The organism is Aliiglaciecola sp. M165 (genome assembly GCF_007197995.1).
In the GTDB taxonomy this organism is placed as follows: Bacteria; Pseudomonadota; Gammaproteobacteria; order Enterobacterales; family Alteromonadaceae; genus Aliiglaciecola.
Map to the genome: position 1 here is coordinate 202,355 of NZ_VKKH01000003.1, position 22,535 is coordinate 224,889.

General features: G+C 42.4%; 20 protein-coding genes. 11 read left to right on the forward strand and 9 right to left on the reverse strand.

Features of this window, described 5'->3' with window-relative positions; genetic code table 11:
- Window positions 1-235 precede the first annotated feature (235 nt).
- The 3 genes from gltA (at window position 236) to FM019_RS06485 (ending at window position 2,525) form a co-directional block, all read left to right on the forward strand.
- A complete protein-coding gene (gene gltA, locus FM019_RS06475; protein ID WP_143835106.1) occupies window positions 236-1,516 on the forward strand; it encodes a citrate synthase in 1,281 nt (426 codons plus the stop codon).
- A gap of 106 nt (window positions 1,517-1,622) precedes the next feature.
- Window positions 1,623-2,033, forward strand: a complete 411-nt coding sequence (locus FM019_RS06480) for a DUF3429 domain-containing protein (RefSeq protein ID WP_143835107.1) — start codon at window positions 1,623-1,625, stop codon at window positions 2,031-2,033.
- A gap of 27 nt (window positions 2,034-2,060) precedes the next feature.
- Window positions 2,061-2,525, forward strand: a complete 465-nt coding sequence (locus FM019_RS06485; protein WP_143835108.1) for a GNAT family N-acetyltransferase — start codon at window positions 2,061-2,063, stop codon at window positions 2,523-2,525.
- Between the two features lie 47 nt (window positions 2,526-2,572).
- On the opposite strand, the gene FM019_RS06490 is transcribed toward FM019_RS06485, so the two are convergent.
- The 3 genes from FM019_RS06490 to lhgO form a co-directional block, all read right to left on the reverse strand.
- Window positions 2,573-4,021, reverse strand: coding sequence for a phosphomannomutase CpsG (locus FM019_RS06490; RefSeq protein ID WP_143835109.1), 1,449 nt, complete (start codon window positions 4,019-4,021; stop codon window positions 2,573-2,575).
- Between the two features lie 3 nt (window positions 4,022-4,024).
- Entirely contained in the window at window positions 4,025-5,452 is a 1,428-nt protein-coding gene (locus FM019_RS06495) for a mannose-1-phosphate guanylyltransferase/mannose-6-phosphate isomerase (RefSeq protein WP_143835110.1), read from the reverse strand.
- Between the two features lie 195 nt (window positions 5,453-5,647).
- On the reverse strand, window positions 5,648-6,844 hold the full coding sequence (gene lhgO / locus FM019_RS06500) for an L-2-hydroxyglutarate oxidase (protein WP_143835111.1): 1,197 nt from the start codon (window positions 6,842-6,844) through the stop codon (window positions 5,648-5,650).
- An 84-nt stretch (window positions 6,845-6,928) separates the two neighbouring features.
- Between lhgO and tcdA the strand changes: the two genes are divergently transcribed.
- The gene (gene tcdA, locus FM019_RS06505) at window positions 6,929-7,705 is read left to right on the forward strand and encodes a tRNA cyclic N6-threonylcarbamoyladenosine(37) synthase TcdA (protein WP_143835112.1); all 777 of its coding nucleotides are present in this window, start codon (window positions 6,929-6,931) and stop codon (window positions 7,703-7,705) included.
- Here tcdA and FM019_RS06510 read toward each other — a convergent pair.
- Window positions 7,694-8,335 carry a hypothetical protein gene (locus FM019_RS06510; protein WP_143835113.1) on the reverse strand — a complete coding sequence of 214 codons (642 nt, stop codon included), beginning with the start codon at window positions 8,333-8,335 and terminating at the stop codon, window positions 7,694-7,696. The genes tcdA and FM019_RS06510 overlap by 12 nt on opposite strands.
- Window positions 8,336-8,560: 225 nt before the next feature.
- Between FM019_RS06510 and FM019_RS06515 the strand changes: the two genes are divergently transcribed.
- Entirely contained in the window at window positions 8,561-8,974 is a 414-nt protein-coding gene (locus FM019_RS06515; protein WP_143835114.1) for a hypothetical protein, read from the forward strand.
- A 24-nt stretch (window positions 8,975-8,998) separates the two neighbouring features.
- On the opposite strand, the gene FM019_RS06520 is transcribed toward FM019_RS06515, so the two are convergent.
- Window positions 8,999-9,478 carry a DUF2919 domain-containing protein gene (locus FM019_RS06520; RefSeq protein WP_143835115.1) on the reverse strand — a complete coding sequence of 160 codons (480 nt, stop codon included), beginning with the start codon at window positions 9,476-9,478 and terminating at the stop codon, window positions 8,999-9,001.
- Window positions 9,479-9,482: 4 nt separating this feature from the next.
- Entirely contained in the window at window positions 9,483-11,297 is a 1,815-nt protein-coding gene (locus FM019_RS06525; RefSeq protein ID WP_143835116.1) for a diguanylate cyclase domain-containing protein, read from the reverse strand.
- Window positions 11,298-11,614: 317 nt separating this feature from the next.
- Here FM019_RS06525 and rimO point away from each other — a divergent pair, with 317 nt between their 5' ends.
- Window positions 11,615-13,030: a 30S ribosomal protein S12 methylthiotransferase RimO gene (rimO, locus tag FM019_RS06530; RefSeq protein ID WP_143835117.1), complete on the forward strand. Its 1,416-nt coding sequence runs from the start codon at window positions 11,615-11,617 to the stop codon at window positions 13,028-13,030.
- Here the strand turns inward: rimO and rmuC are convergent.
- On the reverse strand, window positions 13,027-14,577 hold the full coding sequence (rmuC, locus tag FM019_RS06535) for a DNA recombination protein RmuC (protein WP_143835118.1): 1,551 nt from the start codon (window positions 14,575-14,577) through the stop codon (window positions 13,027-13,029). The two genes, rimO and rmuC, sit on opposite strands and share 4 nt — an antisense overlap.
- A 79-nt stretch (window positions 14,578-14,656) precedes the next feature.
- Entirely contained in the window at window positions 14,657-16,189 is a 1,533-nt protein-coding gene (locus FM019_RS06540; protein WP_143835119.1) for a fumarate hydratase, read from the reverse strand.
- A gap of 125 nt (window positions 16,190-16,314) precedes the next feature.
- On the opposite strand from FM019_RS06540, the gene pabB reads away from it, so the two are divergent.
- From pabB to FM019_RS06555, 3 genes are all read left to right on the forward strand, one after another.
- Window positions 16,315-17,724: an aminodeoxychorismate synthase component I gene (pabB, locus tag FM019_RS06545; protein WP_260681555.1), complete on the forward strand. Its 1,410-nt coding sequence runs from the start codon at window positions 16,315-16,317 to the stop codon at window positions 17,722-17,724.
- Window positions 17,724-18,293 carry a CoA pyrophosphatase gene (locus tag FM019_RS06550; RefSeq protein ID WP_143835121.1) on the forward strand — a complete coding sequence of 190 codons (570 nt, stop codon included), beginning with the start codon at window positions 17,724-17,726 and terminating at the stop codon, window positions 18,291-18,293. Before pabB ends, FM019_RS06550 begins: the two co-directional genes overlap by 1 nt.
- 140 nt (window positions 18,294-18,433) lie before the next feature.
- Window positions 18,434-19,807: an L-serine ammonia-lyase gene (locus FM019_RS06555; protein WP_143835122.1), complete on the forward strand. Its 1,374-nt coding sequence runs from the start codon at window positions 18,434-18,436 to the stop codon at window positions 19,805-19,807.
- Between the two features lie 38 nt (window positions 19,808-19,845).
- On the opposite strand, the gene cysB is transcribed toward FM019_RS06555, so the two are convergent.
- On the reverse strand, window positions 19,846-20,820 hold the full coding sequence (gene cysB / locus FM019_RS06560) for an HTH-type transcriptional regulator CysB (protein WP_143835123.1): 975 nt from the start codon (window positions 20,818-20,820) through the stop codon (window positions 19,846-19,848).
- 185 nt (window positions 20,821-21,005) lie between these two features.
- On the opposite strand from cysB, the gene FM019_RS06565 reads away from it, so the two are divergent.
- Together FM019_RS06565 and FM019_RS06570 are read left to right on the forward strand one after the other, a co-directional pair.
- Entirely contained in the window at window positions 21,006-21,701 is a 696-nt protein-coding gene (locus tag FM019_RS06565; RefSeq protein ID WP_143835124.1) for a sensor histidine kinase, read from the forward strand.
- A gap of 51 nt (window positions 21,702-21,752) precedes the next feature.
- Window positions 21,753-22,520: a hypothetical protein gene (locus FM019_RS06570; RefSeq protein ID WP_143835125.1), complete on the forward strand. Its 768-nt coding sequence runs from the start codon at window positions 21,753-21,755 to the stop codon at window positions 22,518-22,520.
- The last annotated feature ends 15 nt before the right edge of the window (window positions 22,521-22,535 follow it).

The window sequence follows — 22,535 nt, forward strand, 5'->3', positions numbered from 1 at the left end:
AAAGTATATCCAGCGTTTTGCTTAATTACAATTTTTGTTCTTTATTAAAAGAAGATAAATCGAAGTTACGATTTTTTACGTATACGGATTGTCCATAATCAGAATATATATTAAGCATTCATGCATTAAAATTGACTTGAAGGGACTTTATCAGTACAAATAGCGACACTTTTTTTCAAGGTCGTTAATACAAATTTCGTTAACGTCTACAGAACTAGTCTGAGGAGAACATCTTATGGCAGAACAGAACGCCATTTTAAAAGTAGGTGATAAAGAAGTAGAACTGCCAATTTTGTCAGGAACTGCTGGACATGATGTGATTGATGTTCGCGCTTTGGGCGCCAGTGGATACTTTACTTTTGACCCTGGTTTTATGGCTACTGGTTCTTGCGAATCATCCATCACCTTTATTGATGGTGCCAAAGGTATTTTGTTGCATAGAGGCTACTCGATTGAAGATCTGGCAAGAGATGCTGATTATATCGAAGTCTGTTACATGCTATTACATGACAAAACACCGACGTCAGAAGAATATGCAGATTTTAAGCACACGATCACTAACCACACATTGGTTCACGATCAAGTCACTAACTTTTTCCGTGGTTTTAGAAGAGATGCCCACCCTATGGCAATGCTTTGTGGAACCGTGGGAGCTTTAGCCAGCTTTTACCATGATGACCTAGACATTTCCGACCCAGAGCAGCGCTTGCGCAGCGCCTATCGCCTAGTGGCTAAAATGCCTACTTTGGTGGCTATGTGTTACAAGTACAGTATTGGTCAACCGTTTGTCTATCCAAAGAATTCATTAAGCTATGCAGAAAACTTCCTTAACATGATGTTCTCTGTACCTGCTGAAGACTATCAAATTAGTCCAGCGGTTGCTCGTGCAATGGATAGGATCTTTACGTTGCATGCAGACCATGAGCAAAACGCGTCGACATCAACAGTTAGATTGGCAGGTTCGTCTGGTGCGAATCCCTACGCATGTATTGCGGCAGGTGTTGCATCACTTTGGGGCCCAGCTCATGGTGGTGCTAATGAAGCCTGTTTAAATATGTTAGAAGAAATTGGCAGTGTTGATCGCATACCAGAGTTCATCGCCCGTGCTAAAGATAAAGCGGACCCGTTCCGTTTGATGGGCTTTGGACATCGTGTCTATAAAAACTTCGACCCTCGCGCGACCGTTATGCGCGAAAGCTGTCACGAAGTTTTAAATGAATTAAACATCGATGATCCCTTGCTCAATGTTGCCATGGAGTTGGAAAAAATCGCGCTAAACGACCCGTACTTTGCAGAGAAAAAATTATTCCCGAATGTTGATTTTTATTCAGGAATTATTCTCAAAGCCATTGGTATTCCTACCAATATGTTTACATGTATTTTTGCATTGGCACGAACTGTAGGTTGGGTTTCACACTGGCATGAAATGTTAAGTCAGAAAGGCCAAAAAATTGGCCGCCCTCGCCAGTTATATACCGGTGAAGCGCAACGTCAGTACACACCAATCAAAAAGTAGCCCTTTGGTTGATTTGAAAAGTAGCGCCTCTTGGCGCTATTTTTTTCATTGTTGAAAACGAATACCAATTTCACTTTTTACATCACCCATACCTAGAAGGAAAATTATGATCCATACTCATGCAAAACTGCTTGGTTATCTCGGACTCATTCCCTTTATTGTTATGCCGTTTTGGATAACTTGGGGCACGGTTTCGTTTTTCGAAGGTTTTAGCTTTTTTTCACAATATTCTGCCATTATTTTGTCTTTCCTAGGCGGGGTTATCTGGTTAGACGCAATTCGTCATGAAAAGCCAATTTCTCAACTTTATATAGCAATGCTGCCGAGTATTACTGCCTGGTTAAGTATTTCATTGTTACCCGCACTCAGCGGATTAATTGTCTTGTTCTTTTCATATCTTTTGTTGATCCTGTACGAATTTAAAGTCATGCCCATGGCGAGTTGGTACCGTTCACTAAGAATTCGGTTAACAACCATTGCAATGGGTACGCACCTAATGATGATGTGGTTGGCTTGAACCAGCAGAGAATGGAAAATGAATGAAATGAAATTCCTAATTCGTAATGCGACCGCAGCAGATCTACCAATACTTATGCAGTTTGAACAAGGCATTGTGAATGCCGAACGCCCTTTTGATGATACCTTGAAGGATGGCCAGATTCACTACTACGATCTCGCTGAAAAAATTGAATCTCCAACATGCTGTGTAAAAGTTATTGAGGTCAACACGGTAGTGGTCGCCTCGGGATTTGCAGAAATACGTGCGGCCAAAGATTATTACAAACACAATCAATACGGACATTTGGGGTTTATGTATGTCTTACCAGAATATAGAGGAAAAGGGCTAAATCAACTTTTACTCGATGCGTTGATCCAATGGTGTAAAGAACGTGAAGTAAATGAAATTAGGTTAGAAGTTTACCCTGACAATCTCGGCGCCATAAAAGCCTATAAAAAAGTCGGCTTTGAACCACAGTTGCTTCAAATGAGATTACATCAAGAAAAATAGGTCAGCGTGCAAATCTTGTCGCTGACCTTATCCAGGATTGGGGTTAATTACGCTCGAATAACCGCCAACAACTCTTGGGTCTTTTGCTCCATCAAAGCAATATCACCCTTAGATTCGACGTTTAACCGAATGACAGGTTCAGTGTTAGATTTACGCAAATTAAAGCGCCAATTATCAAACTCCAAACCAACTCCATCTGTATCATCTATGACGATTGCATCAGGCTGATACTTGTCTACGACCCTTTGCAATGCGGCGTCGGCATCTTTCAACAAACTATTGATTTCGCCAGAAGACGGAAAAGCCGCGATTCGCTGCCTAACCAGTTCAGACAATGGCAAGCCCGAGGTACATAGCAGTTCAGCGACCAAAAGCCATGGGATCATACCCGAATCACAGTAGGCAAAATCTCTGAAATAATGATGAGCACTCATTTCACCACCATAGACAGCGTCATCAGCTCGCATGCGTTCTTTAATAAACGCGTGCCCGGTTTTACTTTTGATCGGCGTACCACCGGCCGTTTTAACGATATCTTCGGTGTTCCAATACACGCGTGGATCATAAATTATTTTATTATCAGATTCTTTGTCGAGAAACGCCTTAGCCAATAATCCAACTATATAGTAGCCTTCAACAAATTGACCTTTTTCATCAAATAAGAAACATCGGTCAAAATCACCGTCCCAAGCAATACCCATATCGGCACCATTGGCCAATACAGCATCCGCAGTATCAGCCCGACTTTCTGGTAACAATGGATTCGGGATACCATTTGGAAAGTCTCCATCGGCATTGTGATGCACTTTGATAAATTCTATGGGTACGCGCAATTCTTGTAGTCGGGCTTCGATGGCATCCAGCGCAGGACCTGCTGAACCATTACCTGCATTTACCACAAGTTTAAGCGGCTTGAGTTTATCTGCATCAATGTAGGACAACATATGCTTTACGTACTCATCCATACACGAAACTAATTCATATTTGCCTGACGCCAGTAATTTATCTGTTTGCACGCTGCCATTACCAGACAAAAACGCCTCTTCACTTGCAAAAGCTGATACATATTGAGCGAGGCTTTTATCAACCTCTTGTGGCGCATAAGATTGGGCAATATCCCGAATAGCAAAGAGTCCGGTATCACCGCTGATTGGACGCGATCCGGCTTTGACCAATTTCATGCCGTTATAATCAATGGGGTTGTGGCTGGCAGTCACTTCTATGCCACCATCGACATTGAGGTGTTTAGTGGCAAAGTAAATTTCTTCGGTTCCTGTCATTCCCAAATCAAGGACTTTTGCCCCACCATCAATAATGCCAGCACTTAACGCAAGTTTCAGCGGCGCAGAAGTATGTCTGACATCGCCACCTACCACTACCGTTTTTGCTTTCAGGTATTCGGCGAATGCTCTGCCGATACGATAAGCCACATTCTCGTCGAGTTGTTCAATTAATTTGCCACGAATATCGTAAGCTTTGAAACAGCTGATTTGCATTAACTACCCTTCTTTGTCTTCAGTGCGACCGTAACGATCTGAGAAACGCACAATATCATCCTCACCCAAGTAGCTACCTGACTGCACCTCAATTAACTCAAGAGGAACTTTTCCGGGATTTTCCAGTGCATGGATGACACCGATTGGAATATATGTCGATTCATTTTCGGTAACTAAAAAAGTTTCTTCACCATTTGTCACTTTGGCTGTGCCTGAGACAACAATCCAGTGCTCGGCGCGATGGTGGTGCATTTGTACGGATAATTTCTCGCCTGGATTAACGGTGATCCGCTTGACTTGAAAACGCTCACCATTGTCAATCGAATCGTAGCTTCCCCAAGGACGGAAAACCTCTCGATGAAATTCAAACTCTGGGCGATGTGTGCGTTTCAATTCATTAACAATGGTTTTAATGTCTTGGACTTTGTTTTTGTTCGCCACCAAAATAGCGTCTTTGGTTTCAACCACTACAACATCGTCTAAGCCCACCACCGCAATCAGACGCTGTTCGGCATTTATATAACTATTATTTACATTGGTTAACATCACATCACCAAATGCTACATTGCCTTGAGCATCTTTATTATCTGCTGTTTCCCAAAGTGAAGACCAACTGCCTACATCATTCCAGCCGGCATCAAGTGGCACCATCGCCGCGTCTTGAGTTTTCTCCATCACCGCATAATCAACCGAATCATCTGGGCAGGTCGCAAATACGTCCGCATCGACGCGCACAAAATCCAGGTCTTTAGCTTCGGTAGAAATGGCTTTTTTGCAGATTTCCAACATTTCTGGTGCAAATTTTTGCAACTCCTGCAAATAGCGACTGGCTTTAAACATAAACATGCCACTGTTCCAGAAATAATCTCCATTTGCTAAATACGATTTTGCTGTGTCCAAGTCCGGTTTCTCAACAAATTGCGAGACGGCAAAACCAGTTTCAGCCTGGTTTAATTGTTCTCCTTTGCGAATATAACCGTAGCCTGTATGTGCGCAATCCGGCACGATCCCAAAGGTCACTAGCTTTCCTTGCTCAGCCAACTCGTTTGCATGCTGGATTGCTTTATGAAAGGCCTTGTTTTCCTTTATTAAATGGTCTGCAGCAAGCACCAGTAAAACCGGATCTTCACCATTAAGTTGTGCATGAAGTGCTGCCAATGCGATGGCCGGAGCTGTATTGCGACCAACTGGTTCGAGGAGTATGCCACCATGGGTTCTATCCTGCTGTCGAAGTTGCTCAGCCACCAAAAATCGATGAGCCTCATTACAGATAAATATTGCCGGTTCGACATCCAGACTATCTAACCTTGCTATAGTATTTTGCAACATTGTGTTTTCATCCGTGAGGGCTAAAAACTGTTTTGGTAACGCTGCACGAGATTTTGGCCATAAGCGACTTCCAGAGCCACCGGCTAACACAACTGGTTTCATAATATTCCTTAGTGATCGTCAACTCTCGACGACATCCATCAACAATTGAATGGCATGCTATAAAAGCTTTCATCACATATCAATGAATCAAAGCTTAAAATTATAAATTTTTGTCTATTACTGAGGCAATTAATCCCAATCCCAGATATACACCGCCTGCAAGCACCGACATTTTTTATCCGGGGTTGAGGTGTATTAACAATAATTTTCGTAACGATCAACAATTTCATTTGCGATTGGCATTGCCGAAGTCGCGGCAGGTGAAGGCGCATTACATACGTGCAAACTAAATTCATTATTAATGAATTTAAAATCATGTATTAAATCGCCTTGTAGACTAACCGCTTGAGCGCGAATGCCACTACGATAAGGTAATAGATCTGAAGACTTCACTGTAGGACAGTATTTTTGCACGGCTTTTAGATAGCGCTCTTTTGAAACTGAGGTTCTTAACTCTTCCAACACACTGCGTTTATGAGCGTTAAGAAGTCTCCAAAACCCCTTGAATGCAAACATCTCCATACAATCTTTGATATTCACATCAAACTTTCCATAGCTCTCTTTACCGGCGGCCAAAACAGCATTGGGCCCCACCGTCACACTCCCATCAATCATCTTGGTTAGATGCACACCTAAAAACGGTAAGTCTGGATCAGGAACTGGATAAATCAAGTGGGGAAGCCGAGTGTTAAACCGCTCGGGCAGAACAAAATACTCCCCCTTAAAAGGAATGATTTTATAATCAATATCCAAGCCACATGACTTACTGATGTTATCCGTCATAACACCAGAACAATTGATCAAATACCGAGCAGAAATTCGTTTTTCACCATCAGATAAAACTATGCCCTTGCTGCCAATCTCAATATCTGAAACCTTAAACCCGAGATATCGTTGTCCACCAAGCAAAGTGAACTCGTCTATAAGTGCCTTGGTTATTCGTTGATAATCTGTGATCCCAGTCTGATTAATTAGTATGGCTTCCAGCCCCTGAATGTCTGGAGATATGGTTGAAAGCTCTCGTTGGCTGACTCTCTTTGGAGTTAGGTCGTTGCGCTCACATCGGTCGTACAACTTCTGTAATCTTTCCACTTCCAGTTTGTTGGTTGCGACGATTAACTTTCCACATTGTTCGTAAGGCAATGAATTTTTCTGACAATACGCAATGGTTTTTTGCAAGCCTTCTTTACAAAAACGGGCCTTTAAACTGCCGGGTTGATAATAGACGCCTGCATGGATCACCCCGGAATTGCGTCCAGTTTGATGGGTCGCGGCAGCCAATTCCTTTTCTAATATCACCACGTTTTTATTCGGAAATCGCTTTTTTAATTCTAAAGCAGTCGCAGCACCGACAATTCCAGCTCCTACAATAGCGACATCATAATTATTCATGCTTCGACATTCTTTTGTTTCATCTGTCTATATTGATATACTTCGCGCCAATTTATAACCCCTAAGAACGGAACTTTGGCATTTATGGCCCCACAGAAACAGCGATTTGGTGGAACACAACGATTGTACGGCGTTGAGCAAACTGAAAAACTCAAACAAGCACATTTTTGTGTCGTTGGAATCGGAGGAGTGGGTTCCTGGGCTGCAGAGTGCCTTGCCCGAACAGCAGTCGGTCAAATCACCCTGATTGACTTGGATGACATTTGTACAACGAACATTAATCGTCAAATCCACGCCGATCAACAAACCGTAGGCGAAGCAAAAGTGGACGTAATGGCGGCAAGAATTAGCGCAATTAATCCTGAATGCAAGGTGCATTGTATCGAAGACTTCGTTACACAAGAAAATCTAAAGGAATACATCACGCAGAACTTTGACTATGTGATCGACGCGATTGACAGTGTGCCGGCCAAAGCAGCGTTAATTGCATATTGTAAACGAAACAAAATTCGTATCATCACCACAGGTGGTGCCGGCGGCCAAGTCGATCCCAGTAAAATCACTTACACAGATCTATCAAAAACAATCCAAGATCCCCTTGCAGCGAAGCTTCGCAGCCAGTTGAGGCGCTTTCATAACTTCAGCCAGAATAGTCAACGTAGGTTTGGCGTTGAATGTGTATTTTCGACTGAACAATTGCGATACCCTCAAGCCGATGGCGAAGTATCATTTCAAAAACCCAAAGACATTGGTTCAACGAAACTAGATTGCAGCAGTGGATTTGGTGCTTCAGTAGCAGTGACAGCTTCTTTTGGATTTATCGCGGCGTCTAGGGCAATCAACAAATTTTTAGCTTTGTAGCCCTTGCTTCTGATACTTTTTCACGTCCAAGAAAACAGCAATAGCGAGCCAGACAGAAATTATTGATGCGAGCAACCAGGTACTTTCGGCAACTTGCATGATTTCCTCACTCAACACTGCCGTCGTTGCTATAAGCACTAAGTAATAGGGTAAATTCAAAACACCAGCAAGCCAGACCGTCTTGAATGGCTTGTTGTTTGCTCCAGCAGAAAACATAAAAAACGCCAATGAATTGATATGTATCATTGCAAGCAAAAGTGACTTAATACTCAACTTCTCCGTCGTATTCTTTTGTTTTTGATTGAGTCTTCCAAGATAAAAATTAGTCATGGAACCTAAAGTGGCCGCCAATACCATGGCGATGGTTAGATAAATGACGTCACTGACCGAAGGGTTGCTGAGAATAACCAACACGACAGCAAAAAATTGGCCTGGAAAGTAAAAACCTACATAGACGATCGATTCAAGCAATATGATGGTAAATATCAGCACGTAAAAATACTCACCAAAAACGCCTTTCAAATCTTCTAGAATCGCCATACCAGGCGGGATCACCTGCATATCGACAAGTGCAGTGATTAACAGCACTGCAAATAACGCGCTGGCGGGTAAGATAAAGTTGTATTTCATAGTGCAACAAATAGATTGAGTTTGTTGATATTACGTACCTAAACATTTGGCAGATCAACCCGATACCTATAATACGCGCCAGGGCCAGCCGTTCTTTAATATAAAATTAACAACGTAGCTCGATAGGTTTTCAAAATTGCGGCTAAAAATAGAGCGGTTCGATTCGACAAAGGCAAGAATTACATTCACAATCTAAATATATAGTGAAAATCAGTAGGAAATACTATGCGAATGACTCAAGAAGAGCTTGACCACTTGATGGCAGATAGCGCTCAGAATGCGATTGAAACCACCCTCGAAGAATTTAAGGTCGAACTTGATGGAACAGCCGATAGTATTACGCTGGTCGATGACGTTATCTTAAGTTGGGTAGAAAAGTATAAAGACAAAGCGCTGGAAGATAGCGCTGTTTTTACCATCTGCAATATCTACGGGGCTTACGTTGGTGAGATTTTTAAAAGTACTATCGGTGGACATTGGCGCTATGATGAGTCTGACCAGGACGCCCCCTATGTGGTCTTAGAATATGCGGGGAAATCTTATGCATTTGCCGGTATCTGCTATCAACGCTTAGTTAACGATAGTCAAATCAGCGTGAAGAATTATTTTGACAAGGCGCTTGAAAACAACGTGCAATAAAAGAGAGCTGCTCATCTAAACACTTTAGCGTGTCTCCAAGCGCGCCCAGTCTGACACCATGTAACGTAGATGGCGACTTTTTATCAACCAATACAGAATAATAAAATCGATAAGAAGAAATGTGGCAACGTGCCACAAATATTGCCAATCCGCGTTCGCTGCCAATTGCAGTTGGTGCAAAACATCAAGACCTACTGCAATAAACAATAACGGTTTCACCCAAAGTCGAAGTTGATGCCATGGTGTATCCCACCATTTTTCCCTGTAAGCCACAATTGCCATTGCTAGACAGGCCCACAACCCTATTGCAAAACCGAAATACAATTCATTTTGATCAGGATAAAAGATCTCAAGGAGCTGATCCGAGTCACGAAAGTTACTCAAAGATAATACAAATATGAAATAGCTTTTGGCCAAAAACAAACTGCCCCACCAAAAAAACCTGGGAGGTTTTATTCTTCCTGATTCATCGTAATGATTCAGTGGCAACAACAATTTTGCCATTACACTAGTGCGCAACCTGTTGCTCTGAGCCAAGGTTTAACGAGAGCTGCATATCGTCCAGAATGTCATCTAAATCGTCAAAAGTGCCAGTAGATACATAGATACTCATGCTCGAGCGAATGCTGACGTTTTGATTTTCTTCGTCACCTAAAATGGTATTTTCCAATGCAAACTGCATTCGTTCAAAAAACGATTTAGCAGAATCTTCTTCAATATCGGTTAAACAGACGATAAATTGTTCCGGCGCAAACCGTCCAACAATATCTCTATCCCTTGTCACCTGACTTAGCGTACTGGCAATTTGGTTTAATGCTGTATCACTTTTTGTGGCGCCTAGTTGGCGATTAACATCACGGAAGTTTCCTAAATCAAATAAAGCCAAAGCGTTGGTGCGTCCTCTAGAGGGCGACGGAACGCGGCGAATTTCGTTCAATGCGGTTTTTGCGTTTAAAAGCTGTGTAACAGAATCATAACTTTGCCCGCTGACATAACGTCTCCGCAACCAATAAAGCAAGATAGCCAGAAGCGACAGCGATACTGCCGATACAAGTATAATAGAGCGTTTTCGGTCCGCTTCTGTTGCCTGTAAATTTGACTCAAGGGTGCTGATCTGGCTATGCAAATTCGCAACGCCAAGTACTTTTCCGGAAACTTGTTGTTGCATAAACTTGGCTAGCATTAGCTCCGCAAACTGATTAAAGGCCAATTCCGCATTCTCAAAATCACCTAACATCAAATATACGTCGACTTTAAATTTGGAGTAATCTTTGTTCCGATTTATAAACGCCTTATAACCTGAACTTGCCTTATCTTCCTCGTCTAAAAACGCTATCAGACATTGGCGATCTTCATTAGCTAAGCACAGCACTGCACTGTACCAACGAAAAAGTCCAGTATAAATCTGACTGTTAATTTCTGACGAGTAGACTTTCCATTTCGCCAAACTACGACTTAATTGTTCCATATTGCCTGTACGGTAGTGGTAGCCAGCTTCTGAAAGATGCAACCAGACATTCGATATGGGCGTATTGACTGACTCGTTAACTTTCTTAAATTCCTCAATTGTTTTGGCGGCTTGATCAAAGTCACCAGAGGCCATGTTAGAGGAAATAACACTGATTAATGTGGCAAGCAAATTGGAACTGGTATAGGTTTGCAAACCCAGCTCGTATGACTTTTGATATTGTTCTGCCGCCAATGCATGCTGACCCAGCTCTGCGTATAAAAGGCCAATATTGTTGTGAATGTGCGCTAGCGCTGCAAGATCATCAGATGACGAATACTGTTCAACTAATTCGTACATTTTCCCTAGTTTAATCCCTTCATCATTTTGGGCCTCACACATTGTGATAAGTCCAAGTTGGGCACTAAGGCTGACATCAGTAAACTTATTCTGCGCAAGTGAAAATGCTTTTTGATACCACTCACAACGTTCTGGAGACTCTTGTACATCATTGATAAAGCCCAGCTGATAGGTAGCTTCTGCGAAGTATTCATGGGATTGCTGGGCGTTTTCAGCGCTTATTAGTTCAAGTAACTGTTCTTTTGCATCATCATGTTTCCCCTGACAAATTTGCCAGTGAGTTTTTTTGACTATTAATTGTTGTTTTTGCAATTGATTAATCCCAGGTAACTGCAAAAATTGTTCTATGTCATTAATGGCATCAGTTTCGGGACAGTCGTAGGTTTTGACATCGGTTTGTTGAATAAAGGCATCAACTTCTGCACGTCCGTTGGCGATTACTTGCAAACAGACAAATAAAAAACAGATAACTAAAACATGAAGATAACGAAACTTAAATTGCGGATAATTCATCATTACTATCGATAAATGGCACCAATGACTAGAAAGTATTTATCGTAACGATTTTGGTGCATTACAAGTTCCTGAAGTGTAATAGGTTAACTAGTCATGTACAAGATCAACCCGTATTGAAAAGCTGTGAAGGCTAAAATTGTTGGCTTTTCTCCTTGAGTATTCATTTTGCTAGTAAGCCTTTCCAGATTAGAATTACGACCTTTTCAGATATAACCTCTACAGTAGTGGCTGGAAAAGCGGACTAACTACTGTATAATCCAGCCGCGTAAATTTTCAGTTCATTTTTTCAGCAATATTCGGCAACAAAAAGGCACCTCATGACGGTTAATCAATTTGATCCTAGCCAAACAACGACTATGGAATCACCTAAAAAAGTCTTACAGCACGACGCTAAGCATTCTTCCAAGGTGTCTGATAAAGCCGCAAAAATTGGTTTTGTATCTCTGGGTTGTCCAAAAAATCTAGTGGACTCAGAGCGTATTCTCACGCAATTACGCACTGAAGGGTATGACGTCGTACCTACATACAATGATGCTGAACTGGTGATTGTTAACACCTGTGGCTTTATCGATTCCGCCGTTGAGGAATCGTTAGACACCATCGGCGAAGCCTTGGCGGAAAATGGCAAAGTGATAGTTACCGGTTGCCTTGGTGTAAAGGAAAACGAAATTCGTGAAGTACACCCTAATGTGTTGGCAATAACGGGTCCTCATGCCTATGAAACCGTTGTTGAGCAAGTTCACCAACATTTGCCGAAACCTCAACACGACCCATTCATTCAGCTAGTTCCCGATCACGGTATCAAATTGACACCAAAACACTATGCATACTTAAAAATTTCTGAAGGCTGCAATCATCGCTGTACGTTTTGTATTATCCCATCCATGCGTGGCGATTTGGTCAGCCGTCCTATCGGCGAAATACTCGATGAAGCACAGCGTTTGAAAAACGCCGGAGTCAGAGAGTTGCTGGTAATTTCTCAAGATACCAGCGCCTATGGCGTAGATGTTAAAAACAAAACCGGTTTCTGGAACGGCATGCCAGTGAAAACAGGTATGACAGAATTATGTGAAAAACTGGGAGAAATGGGTATTTGGGTGCGCCTTCACTATGTTTATCCTTACCCTTCCGTTGATAAAGTAATACCGCTGATGGCACAAGGTAAAGTTCTTCCCTACTTGGATATTCCTTTCCAGCATGCCAACACTCGGATCCTCAAACTCATGAAGCGCCCTGCTGCCGCTGAACGAACACTAGAACGAATCAAAAAGTGGCGCGAAATGTGTCCAGAATTAATTATTCGTTCCACTTTTATTGTTGGCTTTCCAGGCGAAACCGAGGAAGAGTTTGAAGAGCTGCTTGAGTTTTTAAAAGAAGCTCAGCTCGACCGAGTAGGTTGTTTTAAGTACTCCGAAGTTGAAGGTGCTAAAGCCAACGAGTTGCCCGATCATGTGTCAGAAGAGGTAAAACAGCAACGTTTCGAGAGATTCATGGCTGTCCAATCGCAAATTAGTGCGCAAAAATTACAACAAAAAATTGGACTTGAATATCAAATTCTCATTGACGAAGTCACAAGTGAAGGCGCAGTAGGACGTTGCTTCGCTGATGCGCCAGAAATTGATGGCAATGTCCACTTAACCGACGAATTTGACGTCAAGCCTGGCGATCTAATCTGGGGGCAGATTATCCATGCTGATGAACATGATATGTGGGCAGTAAAAGTCGAGGACTAATCAGTCTTCGACGCTTCTTTTACGTCGTTCTTGTCTATAACATCGCTCATAGCGGCTTCATCGTCGCTAGGTAACACTGCGCTTTGCTCATCAATGGCCCGTTCTAATAGCGCACTATCGAGCCGTTTATTACTTTGCACACCTAACACTCTGAACTGCTCGACTTGACGCACTAAATTACCCTTCCCTTCAGATAACTTGTTCATCGCTGCAAGAAAGTGTTTTTCACTGGTCTCAATGCTCTTGCCGACTTTTTCCATGTCAGCAATAAAACCATGAAACTTGTCGTATAACTTGCCTGCATTCACGGCAATTTTTTGTGCATTTTGGTTTTGATATTCGTACTGCCAAATATTGTTAATTGTGCGCAATGCAACCAATAAGTTGGTTGGACTGACTAACATAATATTGTTATCCAATGCGGTTTTTACCAATTCAGGGGAATGTTCAATGGCTAGCAAGAACGCCGATTCAATGGGTACAAACATCAAAACGTAATCAAGCGTACGCAAGCCTTTTAAGTCTTGATAATCCTTTTTTCCTAAATCTTTAATATGCTGTTTGACCGATGCAACATGGGCATTTAAATGCTGTTTCCGGGCATCATCATCATCTTGCTGATTAAAATAACGTTCGTAGTGGGCCAGTGAGACCTTCGAATCTATGACAATATCTTTGTCATTGGGAAGATGCACAACCACATCTGGTTGATAGCTTTTGCCTGCCTCGTTTTTCAACGAAACCTGGGTTTCAAACTCATGCCCATCTCGCAATCCTGATTCAGTCAGGATCCGTTCAAGCACAACCTCCCCCCAATTTCCTTGCTGTTTGTTATCACCTTTTAAGGCTTTGGTTAGTGCGGAAGCTTCCTGAGTAATTTGCTGGTTAAGCTCTTTTAATCCTAATATTTCGGTTTTTAATGACGCCCGTTCCTGCCCTTCTTTCACATATTGATCGGTGACTTGTTTTTTAAAGCCCTCAATTTGGTCTTTGAGCGGTGTCAATAACGCATCAAGACCCGCTTTGCTAGTTTGGGTAAACTTCTCATGTTTTTGTTCGAATATTTTGTTGGCTAAATTTTCAAATTGCTCTTGCAAACGCTGTTCAGAAGTCGTCAATAACTCGAGTTTCTCCTGTAAAGAAATACGTTCTTGCGCAAAACCCGCTGATTGCGATTCAAGCTGAGCGTAATATTGATTGGCTTTGTCTTGCGCTTGTTGAGCTTTATTTTGCCAATTTTCAACTTGTTGCTGAATTTGCTTAATTTGAAGATTCTTTTGTTCTAACTCGCCAAGTTGTTTTTGCGCGAGTAATTGCTGTTGATGTGCGTCTTCAACTTTTTGTTGTAATACAGCACTATGTTCTTTGAGTTCGTTCGCCTGTTCCAATAAGAGCTGAATCTTTTGCTCAAACTCTTCATTTAATTGCTTGGTTTGTTCTGCCATTTTTTTGCGGCTGAACACTCCGTTCACCAGCATCCCGACAAAAAAAGCAGCCATGCCTATAGCGATTAAAGCAAACAGCTGTTCGTTACTCAGTTCTAACATTTAGTCTTCTTATTTTAATAGGGTTTGTTAAGCGTGACGGCATCGCAAACGCTTTGCGATGCCATCGAAAATCGAGCGATTAAGACGGTTGCAACGCCTTGTTTAAATCTTCGATTTTGGCTTTCCATATGGCAGGACCGGTCTGATGCGCGTTAGCGCCAGTGCTGTCAACCGCGACAGTGACAGGCATATCTTCAACTTCAAATTCATAAATTGCTTCCATACCTAAGTCTTCAAAGGCCACAACTTTGGATTTTTTAATGGCTTTGGAAACCAAATACGCCGCGCCGCCTACCGCCATTAAATATACGGCTTTATGCTTAGCAATGCTTTCAACCGTAGCGGGACCGCGCTCAGCTTTACCGATCATGCCAATCAATCCTGTTTGCTCGAGCATCATATCAGTGAATTTATCCATTCGTGTTGCCGTTGTTGGACCAGCAGGCCCTACAACTTCATCACCAACAGCATCAACCGGACCAACGTAATAGATGAATCGATTGGTTAAATCGACACCTTCAGGCATGCCTTCACCATTGGCGAGCATAGATTGAATGCGCTTGTGTGCAGCGTCGCGCCCTGTCAGCATCTTGCCTGACAACAGAACAGTTTCGCCGACTTTCCACTCTTGAATATCTTCTTTACTAAGCGTATCGAGGTTAACTCTGCGAGTATCCGCACCGACTTCCCATGTGATATCGGGCCAGTCTTCTAATTTAGGTGGCGCAAATTCAGCAGGCCCAGAGCCGTCTAAATGAAAATGTGCATGACGCGTAGCCGCACAATTAGGGATCATTGCCACAGGTTTAGATGCGGCGTGGGTGGGAACAGATTTGATTTTCACATCAACAACGGTGGTGAGCCCACCTAACCCCTGAGCACCAATACCCAAATCGTTAACTTTTTTGAAAATGTCTAAGCGCAATTTCTCTTCAGTGGTTTGTGCACCGCGCTCCATCAACTCTTGAATATCGACCGGATCCATCAAACTTTCTTTAGCTAGCACTGCAGCTTTTTCCGCCGTACCACCTATGCCTAACCCCAACATTCCAGGTGGGCACCAACCAGCTCCCATGGTAGGTAGTGTCTTGACTACCCATTCAGCAATATCATCGCTGGGATTTAACATCACCATTTTTGATTTATTTTCAGAACCGCCACCCTTAGCGGCTATCATGACTTCAATCTGATCACCTGCAACGGTGTCGATGTGCACAACGGCAGGCGTATTATCTTTAGTATTTGTGCGGCTACCCGCGGGATCAGAAACAATTGATGCCCTAAGCGGATTATCTGGATTCAGGTAAGCACGACGTGTGCCTTCATCGACCATTTGCTGAACCGTCATATCGGTTTTATCCCACTGCACTGCCATACCAATTTTAACGAAGCAGGTGACAATACCAGTGTCCTGACAAAGCGGACGTTTCCCTTCCGCTGACATCCTTGAATTGATTAAGATTTGTGCCATGGCGTCTTTGGCTGCCTGACTTTGCTCTTGATTGTATGCTTTCTCTACGGCTTTGACGTAATCAAGCGGGTGATAATAAGAAATAAACTGCAATGCATCTTCAATGCTATCGATAAAATCTTGCTGGCGAATGAGTGCCATAGGTGCCTCTTTCAATTATTTGTGTCGTTAGAATAACGACATTATGATACCCTCATGTTAACAATTGCTCCATCGTAAAACACTGCTAATTTTCGTATGTTGGTCAAATTTTAATGCGAGATACTGTGAGTAAAAGCGTCCAAATCCAAACACTTGCTATACCCAAAGAAACTGATATCACCGAATTGTTCGCCGTTTACGCTAATAGACCCTGGTCTATGTTGCTTGATTCTGCCAATAGTTCCCACGTTAACGCGCGATTTGATTTTTTTGTTGCTGCGCCAATGGCAACAATCGTTGCCTTTGGAACAGATTGTCAAATTTCAGAGAACGGCCAACAAGACATCCGCTGCCAAGGTAACCCGCTGAGTATAGTAAGGTCACTTATGAAGCGGGTATTAGGCGACAGTGATTCGCTCCCTTTACAGGATAACAACCCTGGCATTCACTTACCTTTTCATTGCGGTGCGGCCGGCTATTTTGGGTATGATTTGGGACGATGCTTTGAAAACTTGCCCGATTCATCTGAACATAGCTATTCAACGCCAGACATGGCCATTGGTTTGTACACGTGGTGTGTTGTAAAAGACAATGTAAAAGGCGTTTTTTATTTGGTTGAATTACCCGGTTTTGATAACCCAAGCGCAGACGATATCGAAAGCCTGGTTAATGCAAAGTTGCACTATTCGGATTCAAATTTTTGTTTGTCGACCAGTTGGCAAGCAAACATGGACAAAACACGCTATCAACAAAGCCTCGACAAAGTGCATAAATATTTGCGCGCTGGTGATTGTTATCAGGTTAATTTTGCGCAACGCTTTAGCGCTCAATATCAGGGCAGCGAATGGTCGGCCTATTTGTCTTTGCGAAAAGCAAATCAAGCGCCTTTCTCGGCATTCATTCGACTTGATGAAAGTGTGATACTGAGCATTTCTCCTGAGCGATTCATCTCATTGAATGACAAAAAGGTCAAAACTCAGCCTATTAAGGGCACACGACCACGCTTTGTTGACAATAAAGTAAAAGATCAGGAGCAAATAACCCTTCTTCAGTCGTCTCCCAAGGACAAAGCTGAAAATTTAATGATTGTCGACTTGCTAAGAAATGATCTAAGCCGGAGCTGTGCACCAGGAACCATTGATGTTCCGCAACTATTCGAAGTCGAGAGTTTCGAAGCTGTTCACCATTTGGTGAGCACAGTTACCGGGCAATTAGATGATAATTTTGATGCCTATGACCTTTTGCAAGGTGCTTTCCCCGGTGGATCAATAACAGGTGCGCCCAAAGTTCGTGCAATGGAAATTATCGATGAATTAGAGCCAAATAGGCGCAACATATACTGTGGTAGCATTGGTTATATTGATGTGTTGGGCAATATGGATACCAATATATGTATACGTACACTGTTATGCGAAAACGATACAATGTATTGCTGGGCTGGTGGAGGCATTGTACTGGATTCGACATCGGAAGATGAATACCAGGAATCGCTGGATAAAGTCTCAAAAATTTTACCCATTCTGGAACGGTTGTAATGGATAGGCAGACCTTTCTTGGCCGCTTTCAACATGCCAGGCAAGTAAGTGCTGCAAAAGATTTTCCACTAAAGGAAGCAGGTAAACCTGCTGCGGTATTGATCCCAATCATTGAGCGAGCCGATGAACTGACAGTGTTATTCACCCAACGGGCAAAACATTTAAAACATCATCCTGGACAAGTGAGTTTTCCTGGTGGCAAACAAGAAAAATCCGATCACAATTTACTCCATACCGCTTTACGCGAAACCGAAGAAGAAATTGGAATTTCCTCGCAACTCATAGACGTCGTAGGAAGGTTACCGAAATTTCGCACCATTAGCCGGTTTGAGGTGACGCCTTTTGTTAGCTTTGTCACGCCACAATTTACCTTGAAGTTAGATAAAAACGAGGTCGATAATGTTTTTGAAGTTCCCTTGTCACATTTGCTTGATAAAAATCAGCATTTAATTCATTGGGTAAAGCGCGGCGGCCACCGTCATCCGGTCTACTTTATACCATGGCAGGACAAAACGATTTGGGGAGCGACTGCGGCATTTGTGCGGCTTCTTTCAGATCATATCAATTGAACTAGAAGGTCAGAGCAACTATCAAGTTTTCTTTACGCTCTGCCCCCACTAATTTTTTCATTCACAGCGACTTTTCCTTGCCCAAGGATTTAACTATGCTCATAGTAGCGCCCTACTTTAAAACTTAATGAGAAACTTCAGTGATAAGCGTATTTGACATGTTCAGTATCGGTATTGGTCCATCCAGCTCACACACGGTTGGGCCAATGCGTGCGGCGAAATCATTTTGCGATCATTTAGAATTGAATCATCAACTGAACACTGTAGATCGGGTCACTGTAGAATTGTTTGGGTCACTTGGACAAACAGGTAAAGGTCATGGAACGGGTAAAGCCGTTATTCTTGGCTTACTAGGTTTGGAACCGGAAACCATCGACGTCAGTTTGGTAGAAGGTTATTTGACACAAATAGAGTCAACGCAAAAAATCGATCTTAATCAACAACACAGGGTTGCATTTCCTAAACAAGGCGCAATTGTCTTTCACCGTCGGAAAACCTTACCACTGCATTCCAATGGAATGACGCTGCATGCATTCAAGCAAGAAGAACTAGTGCTTTCGCAAACTTACTACTCCATTGGTGGCGGTTTTATTGTTAAAGAAGAAGATTTTCAGTCAGTTAAAAACCGTTCATTGGAAAAAGAACAAAAACCTTTGCCTTACTCTTTTTCAACTGCCAATGAATTGGTTCAAAAGTGCAAAGAACACGGGCTTAGTATCAGCGCGTTGATGTTAGAAAACGAAGCCACGGTGCAACCCAAAAGTGAAGTAGTAGAAAAATTGTGGGAGATTTGGCAGGTGATGCTGGAATCGGTTAACAACGGAATTCACACCGAGGGGATTTTACCTGGTGGATTAAAAGTTACCCGCAGAGCGCCAGCTCTCTATCGTCGACTTGAGACGGAACAAACTGCAGACCCAATGCAGGCTATGGATTGGGTTAATTTGTTTGCATTAGCGGTGAACGAAGAAAATGCCGCAGGTGGGAGAGTGGTTACCGCTCCTACCAATGGCGCAGCAGGGATCATTCCTGCCGTGTTGTGCTATTTCGATAAATTCGTGAGAAAAGTTGAAAAACATACCGCCGCCAGATATTTACTAACCGCTGCGGCCATAGGCATTTTGTACAAAAAGAATGCGTCAATTTCAGGTGCAGAAGTCGGTTGTCAGGGCGAAGTGGGCGTTGCCTGCTCAATGGCCGCAGGCGCATTAACTGAAATTATCGGGGGCTCAGTTGACGCTGTTGAAAATGCAGCTGAAATTGGCATGGAACATAATTTAGGACTCACCTGTGATCCTGTTGGCGGACTAGTCCAAGTTCCTTGCATCGAAAGAAACGCAATGGGAGCGATTAAAGCGATCAATGCATCTCGATTAGCACTGAGAGGATCGGGTCAGCATAAGGTGTCCTTGGATAAAGTAATAAAAACCATGTGGGATACTGGCAACGACATGAAGTCTAAATACAAAGAGACCGCACGAGGCGGTCTAGCTGTAAACATTATTGAATGCTAAAAAATCAGGCAAAATCTTATAATTTCCCCTTTGCTCGTTTATTTAACGGGCAAAGTGAGTCCCTTAAACATTTTTTCCACTTCGTCGTTGTTCTTTTGCATCATCGCTCTTTCCACCACATCTTTTGTCAAATGTGGTGCAAAGCGTTCAATAAATTCATACATGTAGCTGCGTAAGAATGACCCTTTCCTGAAACCAATTTTAGTAGTGCTGTAATCAAATAGGTGACTCGCATCGATTTTAACTAAATCATTATCTAGTTTGTCATCGATCGCCATCGAAGCAATTACACCTATGCCAACACCCAGTCTGACGTAGGTTTTAATCACGTCAGCATCGGTTGCAGTAAAGACGATTTTAGGTTCTAAACCGGCTCGGTCAAAGGCTTGATCTAACTCAGAGCGCCCAGTAAAACCAAATACGTAGGTAACTAACGGGAATTCAGCAATATCTTTAATAGTAATAGAGGTTTTCTTCGCAAGGGGATGCTCACGATTTACAATAATACTTCGATTCCAGTGATAACAAGGCAACATCACTAAATCATTGTATAAATGCAATGCTTCTGTAGCGATTGCGAAATCCGCTTCGCCTTTAGCGGCAAGGTCACTGATTTGCGATGGCGTACCTTGGTGCATGTGCAATGACACTTTCTCATATTTACCCATAAAGCCTTTAATGACCTCAGGTAACGCGTACCTAGCTTGAGTATGAGTTGTTGCGATATTTAGCTTACCTTGATCTGGAAGTGTGTGCTCTCTCGCGACTGCCTTGATACTCTCTACTTTTGCCAAGATTTCTCGGGAAATATTGATAACGTCCTGACCTGCATCGGTAACATGGGTTAAATGCTTGCCACTGCGACCAAAAATCTGAACACCAAGTTCATCTTCAAGCATGCGAACTTGTTTGCTGATCCCAGGTTGAGAAGTATAAAGATTTTCCGCTGTTGCGGACACGTTCAAATTATTATTTAAGACTTCAACAATATATCGCAGTTGTTGTAATTTCATTTCTGGTAACCAAATGCCTTTTTGGAAAATACATATATTCAAAATATATATACCTAAGCGGAAATTAATTCCATTAAATTTTAACAAAAGTGGAAATTTTCTTGATGTTTCAACAGTTTTTTTGGCAAATTTCTGCATCTTCGGAGATACTGGTGACTCAAAACAGCGATAAGGCTTTGTGAAAAATGACAAAAGAAACAAAACAAGATATCGATTTTTCTACTGTATTGGCCTCCGCTGTTCACGACATGAAAAGCTCTTTGAATTTGCTCAAACAGTCCATTGATGGATTAAATACGTGTATAGACAAAAACAACCCTAAAGCTAACGCATTTTTGTCCACTGCCCACTATGAATCTTCTCGGCTAAATACCGGACTTGTGCAACTTTTGTCATTATATAGGGCGGAATTGGAAAACCTGCCGATAAATGAAGATGAGTGTTTTATCGAAGACTTGCTAGACAATGTTTTTATTGCCCACGAACACTATTTAGGGCACAAAAATATGACCTTAGAAATCGAGCAATCGCCTGATCTGGTCAAATACTTCGATATCGAACTCATAACACTTTTGCTTAACGATATACTGGTCAATGCCATGCGATATGGTAACAGTAAACTTTTGATTAGTGCGTATGCGGAGGACGATTGGCTTTGTATTCGAATTGAAGACGATGGTCAGGGTTATCCTCCAAGCATGCTTAAATCTAATGATATCGATATGCAAAACGTGAAAATAAGTGAGGGACGAACGGGCTTGGGGTTATTTTTTGCCCGGATGATCGCCGGAGCGCATCGACGTGGTGACAAACGTGGCTTCATCGAGTTGGCGAATGGTGGTAAATTGGGTGGAAGTGTATTTACGCTTAAATTACCGTAACATAAGGCGTTTTTTCAATTGCGAGTCGATAGAACAGGACTGTATGGTTAGATGATTTTTCCTATAATTATAATTTTAATTGTTTCTTTGGTTGTCGTGGCGATTGTTGTCAACGCTTTGCAGCAACACCGAGAAAAAATTGAAGCGGAAAGACGAACTGAAATCGCGAAACAAAAGTCGGTGATTGATGAAACAGAGAACGTATTGATGACTATTGATACAATCCCTGTGTCGCAAAAACTTATTGCTATTCTGCACACCCGAGTGCTCAATGCGTTGAAGGTTATTTTTGAATTAAACCCCTCAATACCAGAGATTCGTCAGCGAATAAAACAGTCCCAAGAACGCATTAAAATGATAAATATTAATGCGCAATCCCCTTCTCAGGATTCTTTTAGCCTGCCCGACAGCGATAAAATGGTTATCCAATATATTCAGGCAGTAAAAAAATTTAGAGTCTTATTGCGCTCAGAACACGCTAAAGGAAAAGTAGATACGCAGACTTTTACCCACGAAGACCGTGCGTTAGCATCGTTACAATTAAGAGTAAATGTTGAAACCTTGGCCAAAAGAGGCAATGCGGCTTTACAGTCAAATATGCTGGGCTCAGCGCGGCAATATTTCGAGAAGGCTATTGCGGCGCTTGAAGGACAAACTCAGCCTGACCAATACAATATCGAACGCAAAGCACAACTAGACGAGCAACTCAGAACTATTCAAGACAATCTTAAAAATGCAAATGCTCAAGATCGCGCGAAAAAACAAGAAGAAGAACGTGACGAGCTGGACGAATTATTTGCACCAAAGAAAAAATGGTAATTTGCTTGGTTTATT